Annotated in this window: 20 protein-coding genes and 1 tRNA gene; 9 read left to right on the top strand and 12 right to left on the bottom strand. The window is 61.8% G+C overall.

The features are described from left to right. From folP to rimO, 6 genes are all read right to left on the bottom strand, one after another. On the bottom strand, nucleotides 1–867 hold the full coding sequence (gene folP / locus HRU92_RS04670; protein WP_172123162.1) for a dihydropteroate synthase: 867 nt from the start codon (nucleotides 865–867) through the stop codon (nucleotides 1–3). Nucleotides 868–933: 66 nt separating this feature from the next. Then, nucleotides 934–2,703 (bottom strand): SLC13 family permease, encoded by a 1,770-nt coding sequence (locus HRU92_RS04675; protein WP_172123163.1) that lies wholly within the window; start codon nucleotides 2,701–2,703, stop codon nucleotides 934–936. A 102-nt stretch (nucleotides 2,704–2,805) separates the two neighbouring features. Further along, nucleotides 2,806–3,627: a sulfate ABC transporter permease subunit CysW gene (cysW, locus tag HRU92_RS04680; RefSeq protein WP_172123164.1), complete on the bottom strand. Its 822-nt coding sequence runs from the start codon at nucleotides 3,625–3,627 to the stop codon at nucleotides 2,806–2,808. Next, nucleotides 3,624–4,466: a sulfate ABC transporter permease subunit CysT gene (gene cysT / locus HRU92_RS04685; protein WP_172123165.1), complete on the bottom strand. Its 843-nt coding sequence runs from the start codon at nucleotides 4,464–4,466 to the stop codon at nucleotides 3,624–3,626. The genes cysW and cysT overlap by 4 nt, the downstream gene beginning before the upstream one ends. Nucleotides 4,467–4,517: 51 nt before the next feature. Next, entirely contained in the window at nucleotides 4,518–5,516 is a 999-nt protein-coding gene (cysP, locus tag HRU92_RS04690; protein ID WP_172123166.1) for a thiosulfate ABC transporter substrate-binding protein CysP, read from the bottom strand. A 171-nt stretch (nucleotides 5,517–5,687) separates the two neighbouring features. Then, entirely contained in the window at nucleotides 5,688–7,058 is a 1,371-nt protein-coding gene (gene rimO / locus HRU92_RS04695) for a 30S ribosomal protein S12 methylthiotransferase RimO (protein ID WP_172123167.1), read from the bottom strand. 229 nt (nucleotides 7,059–7,287) lie between these two features. Between rimO and HRU92_RS04700 the strand changes: the two genes are divergently transcribed. Continuing rightward, on the top strand, nucleotides 7,288–7,689 hold the full coding sequence (locus HRU92_RS04700) for a DoxX family protein (protein ID WP_248305279.1): 402 nt from the start codon (nucleotides 7,288–7,290) through the stop codon (nucleotides 7,687–7,689). Between the two features lie 74 nt (nucleotides 7,690–7,763). On the opposite strand, the gene HRU92_RS04705 is transcribed toward HRU92_RS04700, so the two are convergent. Further along, complete coding sequence (locus tag HRU92_RS04705) at nucleotides 7,764–8,297, bottom strand: DUF4282 domain-containing protein (RefSeq protein ID WP_172123168.1); 534 nt, start codon at nucleotides 8,295–8,297, stop codon at nucleotides 7,764–7,766. Nucleotides 8,298–8,327: 30 nt separating this feature from the next. Further along, nucleotides 8,328–9,092, bottom strand: coding sequence for a lipoyl(octanoyl) transferase LipB (gene lipB, locus HRU92_RS04710; RefSeq protein ID WP_172123169.1), 765 nt, complete (start codon nucleotides 9,090–9,092; stop codon nucleotides 8,328–8,330). Nucleotides 9,093–9,139: 47 nt separating this feature from the next. On the opposite strand from lipB, the gene HRU92_RS04715 reads away from it, so the two are divergent. After that, nucleotides 9,140–9,373 carry a FliM/FliN family flagellar motor switch protein gene (locus tag HRU92_RS04715; RefSeq protein WP_127752944.1) on the top strand — a complete coding sequence of 78 codons (234 nt, stop codon included), beginning with the start codon at nucleotides 9,140–9,142 and terminating at the stop codon, nucleotides 9,371–9,373. Nucleotides 9,374–9,499: 126 nt separating this feature from the next. Then, nucleotides 9,500–9,584 (top strand) — tRNA-Leu (locus HRU92_RS04720). 65 nt (nucleotides 9,585–9,649) lie between these two features. On the opposite strand, the gene HRU92_RS04725 is transcribed toward HRU92_RS04720, so the two are convergent. Beyond that, nucleotides 9,650–10,021 carry an MmcQ/YjbR family DNA-binding protein gene (locus HRU92_RS04725; protein ID WP_127752945.1) on the bottom strand — a complete coding sequence of 124 codons (372 nt, stop codon included), beginning with the start codon at nucleotides 10,019–10,021 and terminating at the stop codon, nucleotides 9,650–9,652. A gap of 131 nt (nucleotides 10,022–10,152) precedes the next feature. Here HRU92_RS04725 and mgtE point away from each other — a divergent pair, with 131 nt between their 5' ends. The 4 genes from mgtE (at nucleotide 10,153) to HRU92_RS04745 (ending at nucleotide 14,100) form a co-directional block, all read left to right on the top strand. Next, nucleotides 10,153–11,568, top strand: coding sequence for a magnesium transporter (mgtE, locus tag HRU92_RS04730; protein WP_172123170.1), 1,416 nt, complete (start codon nucleotides 10,153–10,155; stop codon nucleotides 11,566–11,568). A gap of 383 nt (nucleotides 11,569–11,951) precedes the next feature. Further along, the gene (locus HRU92_RS04735; RefSeq protein ID WP_172123171.1) at nucleotides 11,952–12,629 is read left to right on the top strand and encodes a glutathione S-transferase family protein; all 678 of its coding nucleotides are present in this window, start codon (nucleotides 11,952–11,954) and stop codon (nucleotides 12,627–12,629) included. Beyond that, nucleotides 12,626–13,051, top strand: coding sequence for a DUF1489 domain-containing protein (locus HRU92_RS04740; RefSeq protein ID WP_210258538.1), 426 nt, complete (start codon nucleotides 12,626–12,628; stop codon nucleotides 13,049–13,051). Before HRU92_RS04735 ends, HRU92_RS04740 begins: the two co-directional genes overlap by 4 nt. A 143-nt stretch (nucleotides 13,052–13,194) precedes the next feature. Further along, nucleotides 13,195–14,100 carry a division plane positioning ATPase MipZ gene (locus tag HRU92_RS04745; RefSeq protein WP_172123172.1) on the top strand — a complete coding sequence of 302 codons (906 nt, stop codon included), beginning with the start codon at nucleotides 13,195–13,197 and terminating at the stop codon, nucleotides 14,098–14,100. 13 nt (nucleotides 14,101–14,113) lie between these two features. Here HRU92_RS04745 and HRU92_RS04750 read toward each other — a convergent pair whose 3' ends face one another. Both HRU92_RS04750 and HRU92_RS04755 read right to left on the bottom strand, forming a co-directional pair. After that, nucleotides 14,114–14,392, bottom strand: coding sequence for a hypothetical protein (locus tag HRU92_RS04750; RefSeq protein ID WP_127752948.1), 279 nt, complete (start codon nucleotides 14,390–14,392; stop codon nucleotides 14,114–14,116). A 92-nt stretch (nucleotides 14,393–14,484) separates the two neighbouring features. Then, nucleotides 14,485–16,095 carry an SPOR domain-containing protein gene (locus tag HRU92_RS04755; RefSeq protein ID WP_127752949.1) on the bottom strand — a complete coding sequence of 537 codons (1,611 nt, stop codon included), beginning with the start codon at nucleotides 16,093–16,095 and terminating at the stop codon, nucleotides 14,485–14,487. Nucleotides 16,096–16,410: 315 nt separating this feature from the next. Here HRU92_RS04755 and clpS point away from each other — a divergent pair, with 315 nt between their 5' ends. Continuing rightward, a complete protein-coding gene (gene clpS / locus HRU92_RS04760) occupies nucleotides 16,411–16,818 on the top strand; it encodes an ATP-dependent Clp protease adapter ClpS (protein WP_172123173.1) in 408 nt (135 codons plus the stop codon). A gap of 9 nt (nucleotides 16,819–16,827) precedes the next feature. After that, nucleotides 16,828–19,170, top strand: a complete 2,343-nt coding sequence (gene clpA / locus HRU92_RS04765; RefSeq protein ID WP_127752951.1) for an ATP-dependent Clp protease ATP-binding subunit ClpA — start codon at nucleotides 16,828–16,830, stop codon at nucleotides 19,168–19,170. A gap of 151 nt (nucleotides 19,171–19,321) precedes the next feature. Here the strand turns inward: clpA and tyrS are convergent, their stop codons facing one another. Continuing rightward, on the bottom strand, nucleotides 19,322–20,572 hold the full coding sequence (gene tyrS, locus HRU92_RS04770; RefSeq protein WP_172123174.1) for a tyrosine--tRNA ligase: 1,251 nt from the start codon (nucleotides 20,570–20,572) through the stop codon (nucleotides 19,322–19,324). Nucleotides 20,573–20,577 lie beyond the last annotated feature (5 nt).

The raw sequence follows: 20,577 nt of genomic DNA on the forward strand, positions 1-20,577 counted from the left end.
TCAATTGTTTCCTTCTGCCGGCGGGCCATATAGCGCCGCTTCCGCCACGCGCAGCGCGTCGCGATGCGCGCGCACATCGTGCACCCGGAAGATATGGCCACCATGGCTATAGGCCAAGACATTGCTCGCGATCGTACCCGCGAGCCGCTCCTCGGGCTCGTTGCCCAACACCTTGCCAATCATCGACTTGCGCGATGTCCCCACCAGCATGGGCAACTGCACACCGTCCCCGGCGGAACACGCCTTCTCTAGCCGCGTCAGCATGGCGTAGTTTTCGGCCAGGCTCTTGCCAAAGCCGAAGCCCGGGTCGGCGATCAGCTGCTCACGCCGGATCCCTGCCGCCTCGGCGACCGCGAGTGTTCCCGCCCAATAGCTCTGCATGGCAGCCAACAAATCGTCGCCGGGGTCGCGCGACTTGTCCCAGTGCATGGCAATCACCGGCACCCCGTGCAGCGCCGCCACGGCAGCCATGTCTGGATCGCCTTGCAGGCCATGAACGTCATTGATCATCGCGGCACCCGCCTGGATCGCCTGATCGGCGACCAGCGGCTTATAGGTGTCAATAGAAATCGGGACCCCGATTTGGGCGGCACGGAGCGCATCGAGCACCGGCATAACGCGGTCCAGTTCCTCCTGGACGCCAACCAATGCCGCGCCCGGGCGGGTGCTTTCACCGCCCACATCGATGATATCTGCACCCTCAGCCACCATCATGCGGGCATGGTCTACAGCCGCTTCCACCCGATTGTGTTGCCCGCCATCGGAAAACGAATCGGGCGTCACATTGAGGATGCCCATGATCTTGGCGGTGGGCCCCAGGAGGAGCGGTGGTTGGCCGGGCAGGTCTATCGAGTGGGATGTGTGCATGAAGGGCGCGGTCTCCGGTACCGCAACTTACCGGTGAGCATCGGCCCGCTCAAGCACGCTAGCTCGTTAGAACGGCCACACCAGCATCAGCATCGGCACCCCGACCAGAATCACCAGCAGCGATAGCGGTAGCCCCAATCTCGCATAGTCGCTGAACTTGTACCCGCCCGGCACCATCACCAGCGTGTTGCACTGGTGTCCGATCGGCGTGAGGAAATCGCAGCCGGCCCCGATGGCCACCGCCAGCAGAAAAGCCTCGGGCGCATAGCCGAGATCGGTCGCAAAGGTCGCCGCAATCGGCGCCATCACAAGAACGGTCGCCGCATTGTTGAGGAAGGGGGTCACGGCCATGGCCGCAACCATGATCAGGGCGAGAGCGCCCCAGCCCGGCAAGGTGCTGGCGGTGGCGGAAAGCCAGCCAGCGATGATCTCGGTGCCGCCGGTTGAGCGCAGCGAATCGCTGACGGGGATGAGGCAAGCGAGCATGATCAGGATCGGCGCATCGATCCGATTATAAACCTCCCGCAGCGGCAGTGCGCGCGTCAGCACCATAGCGGCCGCCGCAGCAAAGAACGCCGGTGCTACTGGCACCACTCCAAAGGCAGTCAATGCCATCGCCACCAGCAAAATCCCGAGCGGCACGAGTCCGTTGCGCACGCTGCCAATGCGTAAGCCACGCTCCACCAGGGGCAGGCAGTCCCATTCGCGCAGCAATTCAGGCAGCTTGTTGAGATCGCCCTGCAGCAGCAGCACGTCGCCATTGCGGAACCGGATCTGTCCCAGCCGCTCGGTCAGGCGCTCATTGCGCCGGCTCACCGCGAGAAGATTGAGCCCGGTGCGATCGAACAGCGTCAGTTCCTGCGCGGTGGCGCCGATCAGGTCCGAGCGCTCGCCCACGATTGCTTCGATCGTGCCGGTTTCCTGGGAGGCATTGGCAATAGCGTCGCGCCGCTCGGAAAAGGAAAGCCCTGCCTGCGCCACCATCTTGTCGAGCGCGTCGGGTTCACCCTCAATCAGTAGCGTGTCGCCCGCCTTGAGCTTGGTGTCCGGGAAGGGTGTACGGCGCTGTCCGGAAGCACTGAGAATGCGCGTCACCATCGCCCGCCCGTCCGCGAGCCCCTGCAATTCGCCGATCTGCAGCCCTACCGCGCCAGTATCCTCGAGCACATGGGCTTCGGTCGTATAGTTCTTGATGTCGACTGCGGTTTCCATGCCGCCATCCGCCGGTCGGCGCTCGGGGAGCAAGCGGTAGCACAGCACGAGAAAGGCAACACCCACCACGGAGAGCGCCGCGCCCACAGGGGTGAAGTCGAACATGGTGAAGGGCGTGCCGACCAACTCCTCGCGCACCCGCGACACAATGATATTAGGCGAGGTGCCGATCTGGGTCATCAGACCGCCGAGGAGCGAGCCAAACGACATCGGCATCAGAAACAGCGATGGCGACACGCCCGAGCGGCGCGCCATCTGGAAGGCGATGGGCATCATGATCGCCAGCGCGCCGATATTCTTGACGAATGCGGAAAGCACCGTGACCACCACCACCAGCAACAGCAATTGCGCGCGTGGCGCGGTCAAGCCCGGTGCCAGGCGCCGCACCGCCACTTCCATGACGCCGGAGCGGGCGATGGCGGCGCTGACGATCAGGGCACTGGCCACGATGATGACGATGTCGTCCGAAAAGCCGCTAAAGGCATCCTCAGGCGCCACGATACCCACGGCCATGGCGGCAAGGAGTGCACCAACGGCGACAACGTCGTATCGCCACCTCCCCCAGATAAAGGCGACCATCATGGCGCCAATAACGAGGAAGGCTAACATCTGCGGTGTGGTCATATCGGCTCCGGATTTCGCCATGAGCAACGCCCCTGGCCGGCGTTGTATGCCAGAGCCGGAAAATAAAAGCCGCACCTGCGGAGTGGAACCTTTACGGGGTCGCTATCCACGGCCCGCGTTACGGCCGAGCACCGATTTGAGGATCAACGTTACGACCGCCATCAGCGCCAGGGTCGATGCGGCGGCAAAGGCACCCGTGACGTTGAAGTCGTTGAACAGCTGAGAGATCTGCAGTGGCAGCGTGTTGGTCTGCCCGCGAATGGAGCCGGCAACCACCGATACCGCACCAAACTCCCCCATCACGCGCGCATTGCACAGCACAGCCCCGTAGAGCAGGGCCCACCGAATATTGGGCAGGGTGACATACCAAAACATCTGCCAGCCATTGGCGCCGAGCGACAGGGATGCCTCCTCGTCCTCGCTTCCCTGCTGCTGCATCAGAGGAATGAGCTCGCGGGCGACGAACGGCGCGGTAACGAACAGGCTCACGAGGAAAATGGCAAACACCGTGAACATCAGCTGGATGCCCACGCTTTGCAGCGCCGGCCCAAGCAGCCCCTGGCCGCCATAGAGGAAGAGATAAGAGACGCCAGCAACAATGGGGCTGATCGAGAACGGCAGTTCGATCAGCGTCACCAGCAGTTGCCGTCCCGGAAAGCGGAACCGGGTCACCAACCAGGCCGCGCAGACCCCGAACACCATGTTGATCGGCACTACCACGATCGCGGTCAACACCGTCAGCCAGATGGCGTGGAGCGTGTTAGGCTCAAGGATATTGCTGAAGTAAACGCCGATCCCTTCGCGCAGTGCCGTCGCGAAGATCAGCAGCAAGGGCACAACGAGGACCAGGCCCGAAAGCACAAGCGCCAGGGCAATCAACAGCCGTTCGCTGAGGCTGCGTGGGGTGGAGGCGACCCGGCTCATATCTTGCTCCGATCCGTGTAGCGCAGCTGCCAGGCGGCGAGCGCATTAGTCAGGAACAGCGTGCCAAAGGCGGTCAGGAGGAGCACAAAGGCGAGCGCCGCTGCACCCTCGTAGTTGTATTCGTCGAGCCGGATAAAAATCAGCAACGACACGATCTCGGTCAGCCCCGGCAGATTGCCCGCGATGAACACCACGGCGCCGAACTCGCCGAGCGAGCGGGCAAAGGACAGCACGCAGCCGGCCATGAAGGCTGGCAAGATGGTGGGCCAGATCACCCGGGCAAATACCTGCCACGGCGTCGCGCCCAGGGTCCTGGCTGCTTCCTCGAGCTCAAGATTGGCTTCCTCGAGCACCGGTTGCACCGTGCGCACCACAAAGGGAATGGAGGTGAAGGTCATCGCCACGATGATGCCCAACTGGGTGTAGTTGACCTGCAGTCCGATCGGCGCCAGCAACTGCCCATACCAGCCATTATCGGCAAAGAGGGTCACGAGGACGAGCCCTGCCACGGCGGTGGGCAGGGCAAAGGGGAGGTCCACCAGCGTATCGAGCACCCGCTTGCCGGCAAATTCGTAGCGGGTCAGCACCCAGGCCAGCAGCAGGCCGAAGGCGCCGTTGAAGGCGGTGGCCATCAGCGCCGAAGAAAAGGTGATCCGATAGGCCGCCAGCGACCGTGGCGACGAAACAATGCGCCAGAACTCGGCCGGCCCCATCCCCGCCACCTTCAACAACATGGCCGCGATGGGTAGTAGGATGATGATGCCGAGATAGAGCAGGGTGGTCCCCAGCGTCACGCCAAAGCCGGGAAGCAGGTTATTTCGTCGGGAAGCGGCGGCCATACGGTCCTCGGCATCGGGCAGCCCGCCAAGGCGGCGCTGCCCGGCTCTGCATTACTGGTTGAGGAACACGCGATCCAGCAGTCCGCCATCGGCGAAATGGTCCGCCGTCACCTGATCCCAGCCGCCAAAAGCCTCTTCCACCGTCACCAGCCGCACTTCAGGAAAGTCGGCCTTGTGGGCGGCAGCGACCGTCTCGTCATGGACGCGGTTGTAGTTAGCCGCGAGAATTTCCTGGCCTTCGGGTGTGTAAAGGAAGTCGAGATAAGCCTTGGCGATCTCCTGGGTGCCGCGCTGGTCAGCGACCTTGTCGACCACCGCCACGGGGAATTCGGAAAGGAGGCTGATGCTGGGGACCACCGCGTCATACTTGTCGACTCCAAGCTGGTGCCGGATGCCCTGCACTTCGGCTTCGAAGGTGATCAGCACATCCCCGAGGTTGCGCTCGACAAAGGCGGTGGTGGCGGCGCGCCCGCCAGTCTCGAACACGGGAACATTGCTGAAGAGCTTGGTCAGGAACTGCTCGACCTGCGCTTCGTCGCCGCCAAACTCTTCCTGCGCCCAGGCGCGGGCGGCCAGATAGGTGTAGCGCCCATTGCCCGAGGTCTTGGGATTGGGGAAGATCACCTTGACGTCGTCGCGCGCCAGATCGCCCCAATCGGTGATGTTCTTGGGATTGCCAGCCCGCACGAGAAACGCGGGCAACGAGTAATAGGGCGAAGCATTGTTGGGAAACTCGCTCTGCCAGTCCTCGGACACAAAGCCCTGCCGCGCCAGCATGTTGATATCGGTCACCTGGTTGAAGGTAACGAGATCGGCCTGCAGACCCTCAAGGACGGCACGCGCCTGCGCCGACGAGCCGGCATGGGACTGGCTGACAGTGAGGGTGCTGCCGGTGCTTTCCGCGTAACTGGGGACAAAGGCGAGGTTCACGGCCTCGTAGAGCTCGCGGCCAATGTCATAGGAGACGTTGAGGATTTCGGTGGGCTGCGCCGCGGCAGGACCTGCAGCCAGGGCCAGCGAGGCGATGGCTGCGGCAAGAATCTTCTTCATGGGAACGCTGGCTCCGGTGTGCTGCGCTGGAATGATGCAGCCCAGATGCACGCTGTGCCGAGCCGCGTCAAAGCCTAAGGCGTTGACGCGGATGAGCGATTTACCCGAAGGGCAGTTTGCCGGAAAGACATTGCGCCGGCGCTTTGGCCGGCGCGATAAAGTTGTTCGACCTTAGGCCTGCGGCGCCGCTTCGAAGCGCACGGGGGTCGCCACCGTGCTCGGGCGCACCGGGTCGGCAAACAGGTCGTATTCGTCGCTATCGGTCACGACGACCTGCACCAGATCGCCCGGCTTGATGCCGGTGGCATCGCTGACCACGACCTGACCATCGATATCGGGCGCATCCCACTTGGAGCGGGCAATGGCGCGGTTGGCGTTCTTGTCGATGTCATCGACCAGCACTTCGATCGTGCGCCCGACCTTCTTGGCCAGCTGGCCGGTCGAAACGTTCTGTGCCACTTCCATCAGCTGCTCGAAGCGATCCTGCGCCACTTCGTCAGGCACGATGCCGACCAGTTCATTGGCGGGTGCGCCGGTCACCGGCTCGTATTTGAAGCAGCCCGCACGGTCGATCTCGGCTTCTTCCAGCCAGTCGAGCAGGAACTCGAAGTCCTCGTCCGTCTCGCCGGGGAAACCGACGATGAAGTTCGAACGGATGGTCAGGTCCGGGCAGATATCGCGCCAGCGCTTGATGCGATCGAGCGTCTTTTCCTGGTTCGCCGGGCGCCGCATGTTCTTGAGCACGCTCGGGGACGCATGCTGGAATGGAATATCGAGGTAAGGCAGCACCTTGCCTTCCGCCATCAGCGGAATGATCTGGTCCACATGGGGGTAGGGGTACACATAGTGGAGGCGAATCCACGCGCCCAGTTCCCCCAGCTCCTTGGCCAGGTCATAGAACTTGGCGGCAACCGGACGGCCCCGATAGTTTGAGGTCGCGTATTTCAGATCCACACCATAAGCGCTGGTGTCCTGCGAGATCACCAGCAGTTCCTTGGCGCCGCCCTTCACCAGCCGCTCGGCTTCCCCCAGCACGCCGGCAGCCGGGCGCGAGGCCAGGTCACCGCGGATCTGCGGGATGATGCAGAACGAGCAGCGATTATTGCAGCCCTCGGAAATCTTGAGATAGGCATAGTGCCGGGGGGTCAGCTTCAGCCCCTGCTCAGGCACCAAATCCACGAACCGGTTCGGCACCGGCGGCAGGTGCTGGTGGACGGCGTTGACCACCGACTCATACTGGTGCGGGCCCGAAACGGCGAGCACGCTGGGATGGGTCTGGCGGATCAGCTCTTCCTCGACGCCTAGGCAGCCGGTGACGATCACGCGGCCATTCTCGTTGAGCGCTTCCCCGATCGCCTCGAGGCTTTCCTGCTTGGCGCTGTCGAGAAAGCCGCAGGTATTGACGAGAACGATGTCGGCGCCCTCGTAGTCGCGGGAAAACGAATAGCCCTGGGCGCGCAACGTCGTCATGATGCGTTCGCTGTCGACAAGGGCTTTGGGGCAGCCGAGGCTGACGAGGCCAATTTTTGGCGCTTGGCTCATTGAGCACGGTTTCCGATGTTAAGGATTGGCGTCCTCATACAGAAATTGTGCCCAAAGCGCAATCAACCGGCCTTGACGCTGCCGTGAAGCAGGCCTGCACCACGTGCGGGGTTGGGTGCGCTTGGTGAACAGTGTGTGCGTATATGGTCAGATTTTAACAATGATCCACCTAGGCTAGCAGGGTTGAATGCGTCAAACCGGCGCAGCACTTTGCCTAAAGGAGGCACACTTGTTCGATCGTCTCTCCGCCTACGCGCCGCAGGCCCTCGCCGTGCTTCGCATCGTTACGGCCCTGCTGTTCATTGAACACGGTACCCAGAAGCTGTTTGGTTTCCCGGTCCCCGGCATGGGCACCCCCGAAGGGTTGTTCCTGATTGCCGGCATTCTCGAGACCTTTGGTGGTCTGCTGATCCTGGTTGGGTTCCTCACCCGTCCGGTCGCCTTTGTGCTGTCGGGCATGATGGCAGTGGCCTATTTCATGGTCCACTTCCCCCAGAACTTCTGGCCAGTGGGTAATGGCGGCGATGCCGCAGCCCTTTACTGCTTCATCTTCCTTTACCTGGTCTTTGCCGGCCCGGGCGATTGGGCCATCGATACCCGCGCTCGCAACCGCACGCTCAGCCGCGTCTGACGCGCCGCGAAAAGCAAGGGCCGCCCCGATCATTTCGGGGCGGCCTCTTTTTGACCTGCGACAAGCCGTCTGGCCTATTCCTCGCCGTCGATCCGGGGCGTCCGCTTGGCGGTGCGGCGCGGCTTGAACACTTCGCCAGCCCTGGTCGCCGGCGAGCGCAGCGTATCTTCCGGCTCAAGATCGGGTTCCGTCACCGCATCCACGGCATTGAGCACATATTCGTCGGTCTCAACGAACTCCCGTTCCTCGCCCGCTTCGGCAAGATCGCGAATTGCGTCTCGAACTTCGTCCAGCAGCGAGCTCGAATAGCGCGAACGGGTCACCGGCTCGGTTTGCCCCTCATGCGTCTTGAACCACACCAGCAGCGCCTCGCAGCCAATCCTGAGGCCAACAAACAACAGCAGGCCGAACACGGCAATCTCGAGCAAGCCCCAAAGCCCATTGCCGAAGCCAAAGCCAAAGGTCCAGAACAGGTGGCTAATGGCCCAAAGCAGGATACCCGCCAAGCCCAACGCATAAAGGATGGGCACCAGCTTGGGCGCCAGGATCGCGTCCAGCCTGAACAATGTCTGTCGGCTGAACAGGCGTTTGAGGTCGTCGAGCGTCATTGCAGTTTCCTCGAGCTTGGCGCGATTCGATTAAGTCACAACTTGGTCAGTGATGCCTTCGGGCACAAGCTCTTCTGCCGAGCCGTCGCGCGTTGGACCAAAGCGGCGCTCAAATTGCGCCCGCAGAACCATGTCGACCTCAGGCATTGAGACCAGCTGCCCCAGATCTTCAAAGCTCGTCACACCTTGGTCGGTGATCCCGCAAGGCACGATTCCGCCGTAGTGGCTGAGATCGGGCGCAATATTGAGCGAGATACCGTGGAACGTTACCCATTTCGAGACCCGCACCCCCAGTGCCGCAATCTTGTCCTCGCGGTCCGCGCCCTTGTCGGGCCGCTTGACCCAAACGCCGATGCGGCCCTCGCTGCGATCGCCGACGATATTGTGGGCAGCGAGCGTGTCGATAACCCAGCCCTCCAGGCTCTGCACCAGGCAGCGAATGTCGCGACCGCGCTCGCGCAGATCGAGCATTAGGTAAGCCACGCGCTGCCCGGGGCCGTGATAGGTATATTGTCCGCCGCGCCCGGCCTCGAACACCGGGAATCGATCGGTCAACAGGTCTGCGGCCCGTGCTGAGGTGCCGGCAGTGTAAAGCGGTGGGTGTTCCAGCAACCACACCGCCTCGTCGGCAGTGCCGGCCGCGATTGCCGCAGCCCGGTCGCGCATGGCCCCAAGTGCCATGGGATAAGGGACGGGGCTGGACGAGATCATCCACTCGACAGGCCGGGAATCAGCGCGTCGCAATTTGCTTGCGCCACCGCAGGCTTGGGGTGCCGTTAACGCTTCACTAACCATGATGAGCTGAGGATCGCCTTTCTGCGGCTGGGGTTGAACCGATATCTATGAACACTCTCGACAATATTGAAGTGGAAATCACGGTGGAGCTGGGCGCGACCACCATGCCCATCCACCATCTGCTGCGGATGGGCCGCGGCGCCGTGATCGAGCTGGATGCGCTGGAAAGCGACCCGTTGCACATCTATGCCAACAACACGCTCGTAGCCCATGGCGAGGTCAGCGTCGACAATGGCCAGCTCCAGGTCCTGGTCCGCAACAAGGCCAGCAAGCGCTTTTAGCCGCCCGGGAGCGGGTAGGGTTTTCCACCGATCTCTTTGATAAGCAATTTAAGCGCTTGAGGTTCTCAAGGACCTTTGCTAAACCCCGTCTCGCTTCGCCCCAGGGCGGGGCTTCTACCAGGACGTGCGGTCGTGGCGGAATTGGTAGACGCGCAGCGTTGAGGTCGCTGTATCGCAAGATGTGGAAGTTCGAGTCTTCTCGACCGCACCAGTCACCTTCAGGGTGACACCAGAACAGCCGCCCTCCGGGGCGGCTTTCTTGTTTCTGGTTCCCCGTTAGGCCGGGGGCGTCAACGGGCGCTCCGCCGTAAGATTGGCAGGGGCCTTGCTGCGCCAGGCGTCCTCCAGCCGCAGGCTCAGTTCTTCATCGCTGATCCGTTCCAGCCGGACTAGCACCGCCGGCCAGCCGACATAATGGTCGGTCTCGAAATAGATCTCGGGCGATATCTCCATGAGCAGCGCCTTCTGCTCCTCGGGGCACAGCAGCACCAATGTCTCCTCGTCTTTGAGCCTGGTGAAGGTGGCGCCGTTTACCTTGAGCGCCGGCGTGCCATAGCTGGTTGATCGTTCAACGCCGGGCAGTGCGCGTTGGGTGGCAATCCTCTCAATGCGAACAAAGACTTGGTCGAGCGCTTCGGAAGCAGCCATCGCGGTTTTCCTTGTCATGCCGCACTGCACTTGCGCAGTGCTTGAAAACAACAACGGCTAGTCTGGCGCATCGCTCCTTGATTAGCTACAGCTTGGCGCGCCCCCGAAACTCGCGACACAAAGGGCTTCCAGTGAGCACAGAATTCGATACCGCACCGGGCCCTGAGGCCGTGGTTGATCCCGACGCGCTTCGCAACAGCGAAGACCGCATCAGCCCGCTTTGGCTGGAGCGTTTGCGCGCCTATCTGGAGGCGGGCAGGGCGGATGACGTCGCCAGTGTCATGGAGCCTCTGCACGTCGCCGATATCGGCGATGTGCTCGAAACCCTCAACCCCGATGAACGCATTCTGCTGGTCCGTACTCTGGGGGACCGATTCGACTTTTCGGCACTGACAGAAGTCGATGAGAGCATCCGCGTCGAGCTGATGGAGGCGATTCCCAATGCCGAAATCGCCCGTGGCGTCACCGGCCTCAACAATGACGACGCCGTAACCATTCTGGAGGATCTCGAGCAGGAGGACCGGGACGAGGTTCTTTCGGCACTGCCAACCTTTGAACGGCTGAGCTTGAAGCGTAGCCTCGATTTTCCCGAGGATTCCGCCGGCCGGCGGATGCAGACCGACTTCATCGCCATCCCGCCCTTCTGGACGGTCGGCCAAACCATCGACTACCTGCGCACCGAAGCTGAACTGCCCGACGAGTTCTACCAGATCTATGTGGTCGACGCGGCCTACAAGGTGCTCGGGACCATTCCTCTCGACAAGTTCCTGCGCTCCCCACGATCGACCAAGATCGACGCGATCATGAATACGCAGGTGATTCTGGTTCGGGCCGATGAGGATCAGGAGGAAGCCGCCCGCGGCTTCGAGCGCTACGACCTGGTCGAGGTGGGCGTGGTCGACGAAAGCGGGCGCATGGTCGGCGTGCTCACCATCGACGACATCGTCGACGTTATTCACGAAGAAGCGGACGAGGACATTAAGCTGCTCGCGGGCGTTGGTGATGAAGACATCTCCGACTCCACCGTCGATACCATTCGTAGCCGTGTGCCGTGGCTGGTGATCAATCTCATTACCGCCGTGCTGGTTTCGGTCGTTATCGGCCTTTTCGATGGCACCATCGAGCAGATGGTTGCCTTGGCCGTCCTGATGCCGATTGTTGCCTCCATGGGCGGCAATGCCGGCACCCAGACCATGACGGTGACTGTCCGGGCCCTGTCTATGCGCGAGCTGGATGGGAGCCGCTTGCGCCGGCTGATCACCCGCGAAATGGTGGTGGGCCTGGCCAATGGGGTCATCTTCGCCATCTTGGTGGGCCTGGTCACCGCGGCCCGATTCGGCGATGTCCAGCTAGGCGTGGTGATCGGCTCGGCCATGGTGATCAATCTCGTGGTGGCGGGCACGGCCGGCATTCTGATCCCTGTGATCCTGGATCGCCTCAAGGCCGATCCTGCTATCGCCTCCGCGGTATTCGTGACCACCATCACCGATGTGGTCGGCTTCTTTGCTTTTCTGGGCATCGCCGGCTTGTGGTTCGGGCTCTTTTGAAATTCGGTAAAAGTTTAACCAATTATCAACAGCTTTGCTTGGAACGGGGACATTCCCTGCCAAGTTTAAGCCTGTACGATCTCTGGCGTGGGGCAGGCTGTGAACCGGAGTGTTGCAGTTTGGCCGCTTGCCAGAACAATTCGTCAGGGTTAACGTTTTGCTGCTGGGGTGCGACCCCCGAGTGAATGGCTTTTAAGGAGCGATAATGCGCACTCATCCGAGAGCTGCTATGTGGCGCGCGGCAACCTGGACCATGGTCTGCCTGGCGTCGATGGGACTAGTCTTCTCTGTCGTTGCGGGCGTTTAAGCGCCAAAGTTTTTCACCCCAAGGCATTTCGGAGGGCGCCCATGCCAAAGGGCGCCCTTCTTTTTTGGAGAGTTCGATGAAGCTGCTGATCGGCAATCGTAATTATTCCAGTTGGTCCTTGCGGCCCTGGCTGGTCTTGGCTCACTTCGACATTCCATTTGAGGATGAAGTGCTCCAACTCGCGGGGGAAGGCTTCCGCGATGTGCTGGCCCAGCGCTCGCCCACGGGCCGGGTGCCGCTGCTGATCGATGGCGATCTCCAGGTTCCCGAAACCATCGCCATCATCGAATATCTCGCCGACTGTTTTCCTGACAAACCGATCTGGCCGCAGGATCGCGCCGACCGTGCCCGGGCACGAGCGGTTTCCGCAGAAATGCACGCAGGCTTCACCGCCTTGCGTAGCTACGCGCCGATGAACCTGCGCGCCAGCCATCCGGGCCGGGTCAGTGCCGACATGATCGCCAAGGACCTGCAGCGGCTCGAGCATTCCCTCGGCGGCTTGTTGTCTCGCTCTGGTGGACCCTTTCTTTTCGGGGCCTTCACCGCTGCCGACGCCATGTACGCTCCCGTCGCTACCCGCATCCGCACCTATGCTCTGCCCGTATCCGATACCTTCAACGACTATGTCGCCGCCATCTATGCCTTGCCCGCCTTTCAGCGATGGCTGGCCCTGGCTCTGCAGGAGCCGTGGATCGTTGACGACGACGAGATCGATGTCATCCAGGGCGTGGCACCCCGGGGAAGCCTGGCATGATCCACATGGTCAAATTGTCCGTTGGCGTCGCCAGCGTCGAGGAGCTGGAAAGCTTTCGCAATGAGCGGGCCCATTGGTGGGGCGCTGACTATGGCGAGGACGTGCATGTCCACCGCACCCGGATGATGCCGCGCCGCGCGGCCGAGATGGAGGGGCAGTCTTCCATTTACTGGGTGATCGCTGGCTCCATCGTCTTGCGGCAGCCCATATTAAGGCTCGCTCCCTACACCGATGAGGAGGGCAAGAACTACTGCGACATCATCATGAGCCGCGACATGGTTCGTACGGTGCCATATCCAAAGCGCCCGTTCCAGGGCTGGCGCTATCTCGATCCCAAGGATGCTCCGCCCGATATCGGTGCCAACGAGAATGCCGGCGCCCTGCAGATCGCGGCCGATCTCGCCAGGCTCGGTTTGCTTTAGCCTGGGGATATCGGGCCACTTGCCAAGCTTGTGAGCAGGGCTGGTACAGTCCAGCGCCGCTTGTTTAAGCTTTGTTAACCATAGGCGCGCTTCTCTGCCCATTGAGCGAGCCCGAGTCTTTCGGGGCCAAGATGGAGCGGCGAATGGCACGGCAAGGCGCACATGTCATTGTGGTTGGAAACGAGAAGGGTGGCTCGGGCAAATCGACCACCGCCTTCCACTTGGCGATCTTCCTGCTCTACCAGGGGCACCGGGTTGCCACCATCGATGTGGATAGCCGCCAGCAAACCTTCACCCACTATGTCCGCAACCGGCGTGCCTGGAACAGCGAGCACCAGCTGGCGCTACCCAGCCCCAAGCATTTCCACCTACCGGCCGCCTGGGGTGACTCCGTCAAGGACAACCACCGCGCCGAATTCGACGTCTTCCGTCGGGCCATAGCCGAGGTCGAGGACCGCGTGGACTTCATCGTCATCGACACGCCCGGCTTTGACACCAACATGACGCGGCTGGCCCATTCGCTAGCCGACACCCTGATCACCCCGGTCAATGACAGCCTAATCGACCTCAACGTGCTGGCCCGTGCCGATGCCGTTACCGGTGAGCCCGTGGAAACCAGCCATTACTCACGCCTCGTGCAGCGCGCCCGCTCCGAGCGGCTCAGCATTGATGGCCAAAGCATCGACTGGATTCTGGTGCGCAACCGCATCTCCATGCTGTCCTCGCGCAATACGCGCCAGGTGCAGAGCATGCTCGATCGCATTGCGGCGCGCTTCGGCTGCCGGGTGTCGGACGGCATCGGCGAGCGGGTGATCTTCCGCTCGCTGTTTGCCAGCGGCATGACCGTCTTTGATCCACTCGATGAGGAATTGCTTGGCGGCCAGCCGTCCAACTCGCATATGACGGCGCGCCAGGAGTATCGCAGTCTCGTTGCCGCGCTGAACCTGCCGGCAAAGGCCCGGGCTGAAACCCATCGGGCTGCCGCCGAGATCGTCGCCGCGCCCCCTTCAGTGCACGCGCGCTATACGCCCGTGCCTTGCCACGCCTGAGGGCAGGGGACCGCTAGCGGTCCCCGCCAAAGCTGATCAGCACGGCGCGCTTGCCGCCGGGCGCAAACACATCCAGATCGATGCGGACCGGCTCCTGCACCATCCGGCGGGTCCGGGCCGACAGTGCCAGCACCACCCCCAGCAGCTCGCCCACGCTGCGTCGGCCGTGGCGCGACTGCATGCGCTTGCCAACGCCGGCCAGCACCCGGTTGCGGGCCGTCATGTCGTCACTCACCAGGCTCGAGCGGCCAATGAAACTGGCCAGGTCCAGCAGGGCAGTTCGTTCGCTCATTGGGCTACTCCAAACACAGGCGCCAATTTGCTTGATGGGGAATCCGGGGCCGGCACAACAGTCCTGCCTCGAACGGAAGGTTTAGGTCGGCGTCAGCTCTGCATGGCGAGACACGCCAGGTTCTGCTGCTTGAGCTGATTGCACATGGCAGTCGCATCGTCCCGGTCCCCGAAACCCACAAAGCGGGCGCGGAAGAAGGTCTTGCCGTTCTTTTCGAACCGCTCGACATAGGAGCGGAAATCACCGAGTTGGCCGACTTTGCTTGCAGCATCGCTCAGGAGGCCGCGGGCACTTTCTTCGCTCGGGCCGGCGCCGATCTGGACCACCCAGCCGCCGGGCGGCACCGCATTGTCATTGGCAGCAGCCACTTTCACCGAGCCGCTGATCGCCGGATCGATCGGCACGCCATCCGAGCCGATGCGTTCTTCAGGCGCCAGCGGCGCTGACGGGACGGTGTGGCCCAGGGCCGAAGGCGGTGCACCCAAATTATAGGAGTCGCTGAGCCAGGCGCCGATTACGTCCTGCGAAGGATAGGCCGGCTGGGGCGTCTGCGAAGGGGCAGCGAGCACATTGGCGGCCTGCACCGCAGGCTGCAGCGACAGGTCGGCCGGCATGGGGGCGGGCGGCACCGGTGCCGGTGCGGCGCTGGCGACCACGACGGGCGCCTGAGATGGTTGCGGCAGCTGAGCGCGTGGCTGGGCCTGGGCACCGTTCGCCGCTACCAACTGTGCCAGGCGGAAGCCGGGCAGGGGCATGGGCATCACGAACACTGGCTTGCTGGGCTGGGCCACGGCCACCTGGATATTGCCCTGGCGGCCCGGCTGCGGGATCTGGGCGGTCTGCAGGTAATTGCCCTTGCGACCCTTAGGCAGGTAGTTGGCGACGAGCTGGCGCACCTTCTGGTCGCGCGAGGCGGACGAGTTGAACCCGAATGCGATAACGACGATATGCCGATTGTCTTTGCGCGCGGCGGTCATCAGGTTCGAACCGGCAGCATTGATATAGCCGGTTTTGATGCCGTCCACAGCGCCCATATAGCCAAGCACTCGGTTGTGGTTGCCATAGGTGCGCTTGCCATAGGAGAACGAGCGGGTCTGGAAGAATTCGTAATAGCTGGGGAAGTGCTGGTAAACTGCGATGGCGAGGATCGCCTGGTCGCGCACGGTGGTGATCTGCGCGCCGTCGGGCAACCCCGAGGCATTGCGATAGGTCGTAGACCGCATGCCCAGCGCCCGCGCCGTGGCGGTCATGCGCTCGGCGAACTTGCTTTCCGAACCCGAGATGTGCTCGGCGATCACCCTGGCCATGTCATTGGCGGACAGGGTCACGAGCGACTTGATCGCGTCTTCCACCGTGATGGTCGCACCGGCGCGCAGGCCCAGCTTGGTGGGCACTGCGGAAGCGGCGTGCTTGGACACCGTCATCTTGGTGGACAGCTTGATATTGCCCGCCGAGAGTTCCTGGAACAGCACGTAAAGGGTCATTACCTTGGTGACCGAGGCCGGGTAGCGCCTTGCGTCGCCAGCTTCTTCGTAAAGAACCTGGCCCGACTTGGCGTCGACAACGATGCCGGCATATTTGCGCAGGTTCTCGATAGCCTGGGCGGGAGCGGCGCTAGGTAGAGCAAGGGAAAGCGCAACCACTATAGCGGCAAAGGCGCGGACGAGGACGACGCGCCAAGGGGATTTCGCCTGAAAAGCCACCCGCAACTCCAATTTCACTCTCGGACGGTCAAAGCGTCCGTACACAACTCACACAATGATGGCGACGTGCCCCCGCCGTCTCCACCACAATCCCGAACCTAGGCTTCGCGTATTACCATTCCGTAAAATGCCCAGCTTTTTGTCCGTGATGTGGAGATGATGTGGCGTCAGCGTGGGCAGCGGGCAAAACTCCTCTTATCAGGTCTTTTTGCCGGTCACGAATATGAGAAGCGATGACCCTTAACAGCGCCCATAATTTTCCTACATAATGGGTCCACCATGCTGCTTCGTTTCTCTCACGACAGATGCCTTGCCATGACACTACCCGATCTCCTTGCTCCCATCGGCGAGGCGTCTGCCACCACTTGGCTGCGCCCGCTCACCTCTGCCGGTCCGAATGACGGCGATGACAACAAGGATGCCGGCGGCGCGGAATCCGGTACCGCAACCAAAACTCGGCCCAAGACCAAGCGGCCTAATCTTTATCGTGTGTTGCTGCTGAACGACGATTACACTCCCATGGAGTTCGTCATCCTGGTGCTCCAGGACGTCTTCAACAAATCGCGCGAAGACGCGATGCGCATCATGCTCCATGTTCACCAGAAGGGCGTTGGTGAGTGTGGCATCTACCCCTACGAAGTCGCCGAAACCAAGGTCACTCGCGTCATGGATACGGCGCGCAAGAACCAGCATCCGCTGCAATGCGTGATGGAAAAGCAATAGGAACATCACATGCCATCATTTTCTCGCGGACTGGAAAAAGCTCTGCATCAGGCGATGAACCTGGCGCGCGAGCGTAACCACGAATTCGCTACCCTCGAACACCTTCTGCTCGCCTTGACCGACGATCGAGACACCATTGCCGTCCTTGCGGGCTGCGATGTCGATGTCGACGCGCTCAAGAGCGATCTCGAGGACTTCATCAATGAGGAACTCGACAGCCTCATCGTCGCCAATGGTCAGGACGCTCGGCCCACTGCCGCGTTCCAACGGGTCATTCAGCGCGCCGTAATCCACGTCCAGTCTTCTGGCCGCGAAGAGGTCACCGGTGCCAATGTGCTGGTTGCCATTTTTGCCGAGCGTGAAAGCCATGCTGCTTATTTCCTCGAACAGCAGGATATGAGCCGGCTCGATGCGGTCAATTTCATCAGCCACGGGATCACCAAGTCTGGTCCCAGCGAGGAGCGCAAAGTGCGTGGTGCCGAGGACGGTGAAGGCAATAGCGAAGGCGGGCGGGGCGACAACGCCAAGAGTTCGGCTCTCGCAGATTTCTGCGTGGATCTGAACGCCAAGGCACGAGCAGGCAAGATCGATCCATTGATCGGTCGTGATGCCGAGTTGCGCCGCACCATCCAGGTGCTGTGCCGCCGCTCCAAGAACAATCCGATCTATGTGGGCGATGCCGGCGTCGGCAAGACTGCCATCGCCGAAGGCCTGGCCCGCAAGATCGTTGAGGGCGACGTGCCCGAAGTGCTCAAGGAAGCAGTGATCTACTCGCTCGACATGGGCTCGCTGCTGGCCGGCACCCGCTATCGGGGCGACTTCGAGGAACGCCTCAAGGCCGTGATGAAGGAGCTGGAAAAGCTGCCTCATGCCGTGCTCTTCATCGACGAAATCCACACCATGATCGGTGCGGGTGCAACCTCGGGCGGCGCGCTCGATGCTTCCAATCTGCTCAAGCCGGCTCTGGCTTCCGGCGCGATCCGGTGCATCGGTTCGACCACCTACAAGGAATACCGCCAGTTCTTCGAAAAGGACCGCGCTCTGGTGCGGCGCTTCCAGAAGATCGACGTCAACGAGCCTTCGATCCCCGATGCCATCGAAATCGTGAAGGGCCTGCGCCCTTATTTCGAAGAGTTCCACAAGATCAAGTACACCGACGATGCTCTCAAGGCGGCGGTGGAACTGTCGGCCCGCTACATCAACGACCGCAAATTGCCCGACAAGGCGATCGACGTCATCGATGAAACCGGCGCTAGCCAGATGCTGCTCACCGAGGATCAGCGCAAGCAGGTGATCGATGTCGAGGATATCGAGAATACCATCGCCACCATCGCGCGCATCCCGCCCAAATCGGTCAGCAAGTCCGATGCGGAACTGCTGAGCAGCCTCGAGCAGAGCCTCAAGACCGTGGTCTACGGGCAGGATGCCGCCATTACGGCGCTGTCTTCGGCGATCAAGCTGGCCCGTGCGGGCCTGCGCGAGCCCGAAAAGCCGATCGGCTCTTACCTGTTCACCGGTCCTACCGGCGTCGGCAAGACCGAAGTGGCCAAGCAACTCGCCGACACGCTCGGGGTGGAGCTGCTGCGCTTCGACATGTCCGAATATATGGAGCGTCACACCGTGTCGCGCCTGATCGGTGCCCCTCCGGGTTATGTCGGCTTTGATCAGGGTGGTCTTTTGACCGACGGGGTGGATCAGCATCCGCATTGCGTCGTGCTGCTGGATGAAATCGAAAAGGCCCATCCGGACCTCTACAACATCCTGTTGCAGGTGATGGATCACGGCAAGCTCACGGACCACAACGGCAAGTCGGTCGACTTCCGCAATGTGATCCTGATCATGACCTCTAATGCCGGCGCTATGGACTTGCAAAAGAGCCCGATCGGCTTTGGCCGCAAGCGCGAAGTTGGGGACGACGAAGAAGCAATCAACCGCATCTTCACTCCCGAATTCCGCAACCGGCTCGATGCGATCATCTCCTTTGCCCCGTTGCCGCGTGAAGTGGTCCGTCGGGTGGTCGAGAAGTTCGTTCTGCAGCTGGAAGGTCAGCTGGCCGAGCGTGGCGTCACCATCAACCTGACCTCGGAAGCCGCCGATTGGCTCGCCGAGCATGGTTACGACGAACGCATGGGTGCCCGTCCTCTGGGTCGCGTCATCCAGGAACACGTCAAGAAGCCGCTTGCCGATCAGGTTCTCTTCGGGGAACTCGTCAATGGCGGTTCGGTGACCGTGGCGGTCGTTGGCGAAGGCGCCGACGCCAAGCTGGAACTGGTTGCGGTGCCACCGCGCCCGGCCAAGCCTAAGGCCCTGCCCAAGCCCAAAAAGCCCAAGGCCACGGCCGACAAGGAGTAATCCTCCAAAAGCTCAAAAACAAAGGCCGGGAGCGATCCCGGCCTTTTTGTTTTTTTTGTTCAGGTCAGCCCTTGAGCTGGTCACACCCGCCGGTGTCACCCCGGCCTCAAGCCGGGGTCCATCTCAAGCTCGCAGGGCTTGGTAGCAAGCCCTAAACCGGCTTGATCAACGCATGCCGCTTCTTGCCAACGGACAGCTTAATCACCCCTTCGGCCAGCAGCGCGTTTTCACCCAGGCTCAGCTTGTCGTCCTCGACCACGGTGTCATTGACGCGTACCGCACCCGAAGCCACATGCCGCCGCGCTTCGCCGTTCGAGGCCGCTAGTCCTGCGGTCACCAGCGCCGACAAGATCCCAACGCCGCCGTTCAATTCGGCTCGCGACACCGTTGCCGTCGGCAGTGACAGGTCGATGGCGCCGGCTTCAAAGGTCGCCTTGGCCGTCGCCGCCGCCTCGTCAGCCGCCTGGCGGCCATGTACGATGGCGGTCACCTCGGTGGCCAGCACCTTCTTGGCCTCATTGATCTCGGTCCCGCCAAGCGCTGCAAGCTTGGCAATCTCATCGAGCGGCAGCCGCGTGAAGATCTTGAGGAACTTGCCGACATCGGCGTCCTCGGTGTTGCGGAAGTACTGCCAGAAGTCATAGGGGCTGAAGAGGTCGCCATTGAGCCACACGGCCCCCGAGGCCGACTTGCCCATCTTCTCGCCGCTCGACTTGGTCAGCAGCGGGGTGGTCAGTGCATAAAGCTGCGGTCCACCCATGCGGTGGCTGAGGTCAACGCCATTGATGATATTGCCCCACTGATCCGAGCCGCCCATCTGCAGCACGGTGCCATAGCGTCGGTTGAGCTCGACGAAGTCGTAGCCCTGCATGATCATGTAGTTGAACTCGAGAAAGCTCAGCGACTGCTCGCGATCCAGCCGGAGCTTCACGGAGTCAAAGCTGAGCATGCGGTTGACCGAAAAGTGCCGGCCCACGTCGCGCAGGAACTCGATATAGTTGAGGTTCAGAAGCCATTCAGCATTGTTAATCATGATGGCTGGATTGTGGCCATCATAGCGCAGGATGTTGCTGTAGACCCGCTTGATGCTCGCGATATTGGCTTCGATCTGCTCGACCGTCAGCAGCTTGCGCTGCTCGTCGCGGAAAGAGGGATCCCCCACCATCGAGGTGCCGCCGCCCATCAGGCTGATCGCCCGATGGCCGGTTTCCTGCAGCCAGTACAACATCGTAACGGTGATCAGGTTACCGATATGGATCGACGTGGCGGTGGCATCATACCCGACATAACCAGTGATCGGCCCTTTGAGGGCCAGGGCATCGAGCCCCTCCGGATCGGAGATCTGGTGGATGAAACCGCGCTCATCGAGCACGCGCAGGAAATCAGACTTGAACTTCGACATCAACA

The organism is Devosia sp. 1635 (assembly GCF_013185955.1).
In the GTDB taxonomy this organism is placed as follows: domain Bacteria; phylum Pseudomonadota; class Alphaproteobacteria; order Rhizobiales; family Devosiaceae; genus Devosia.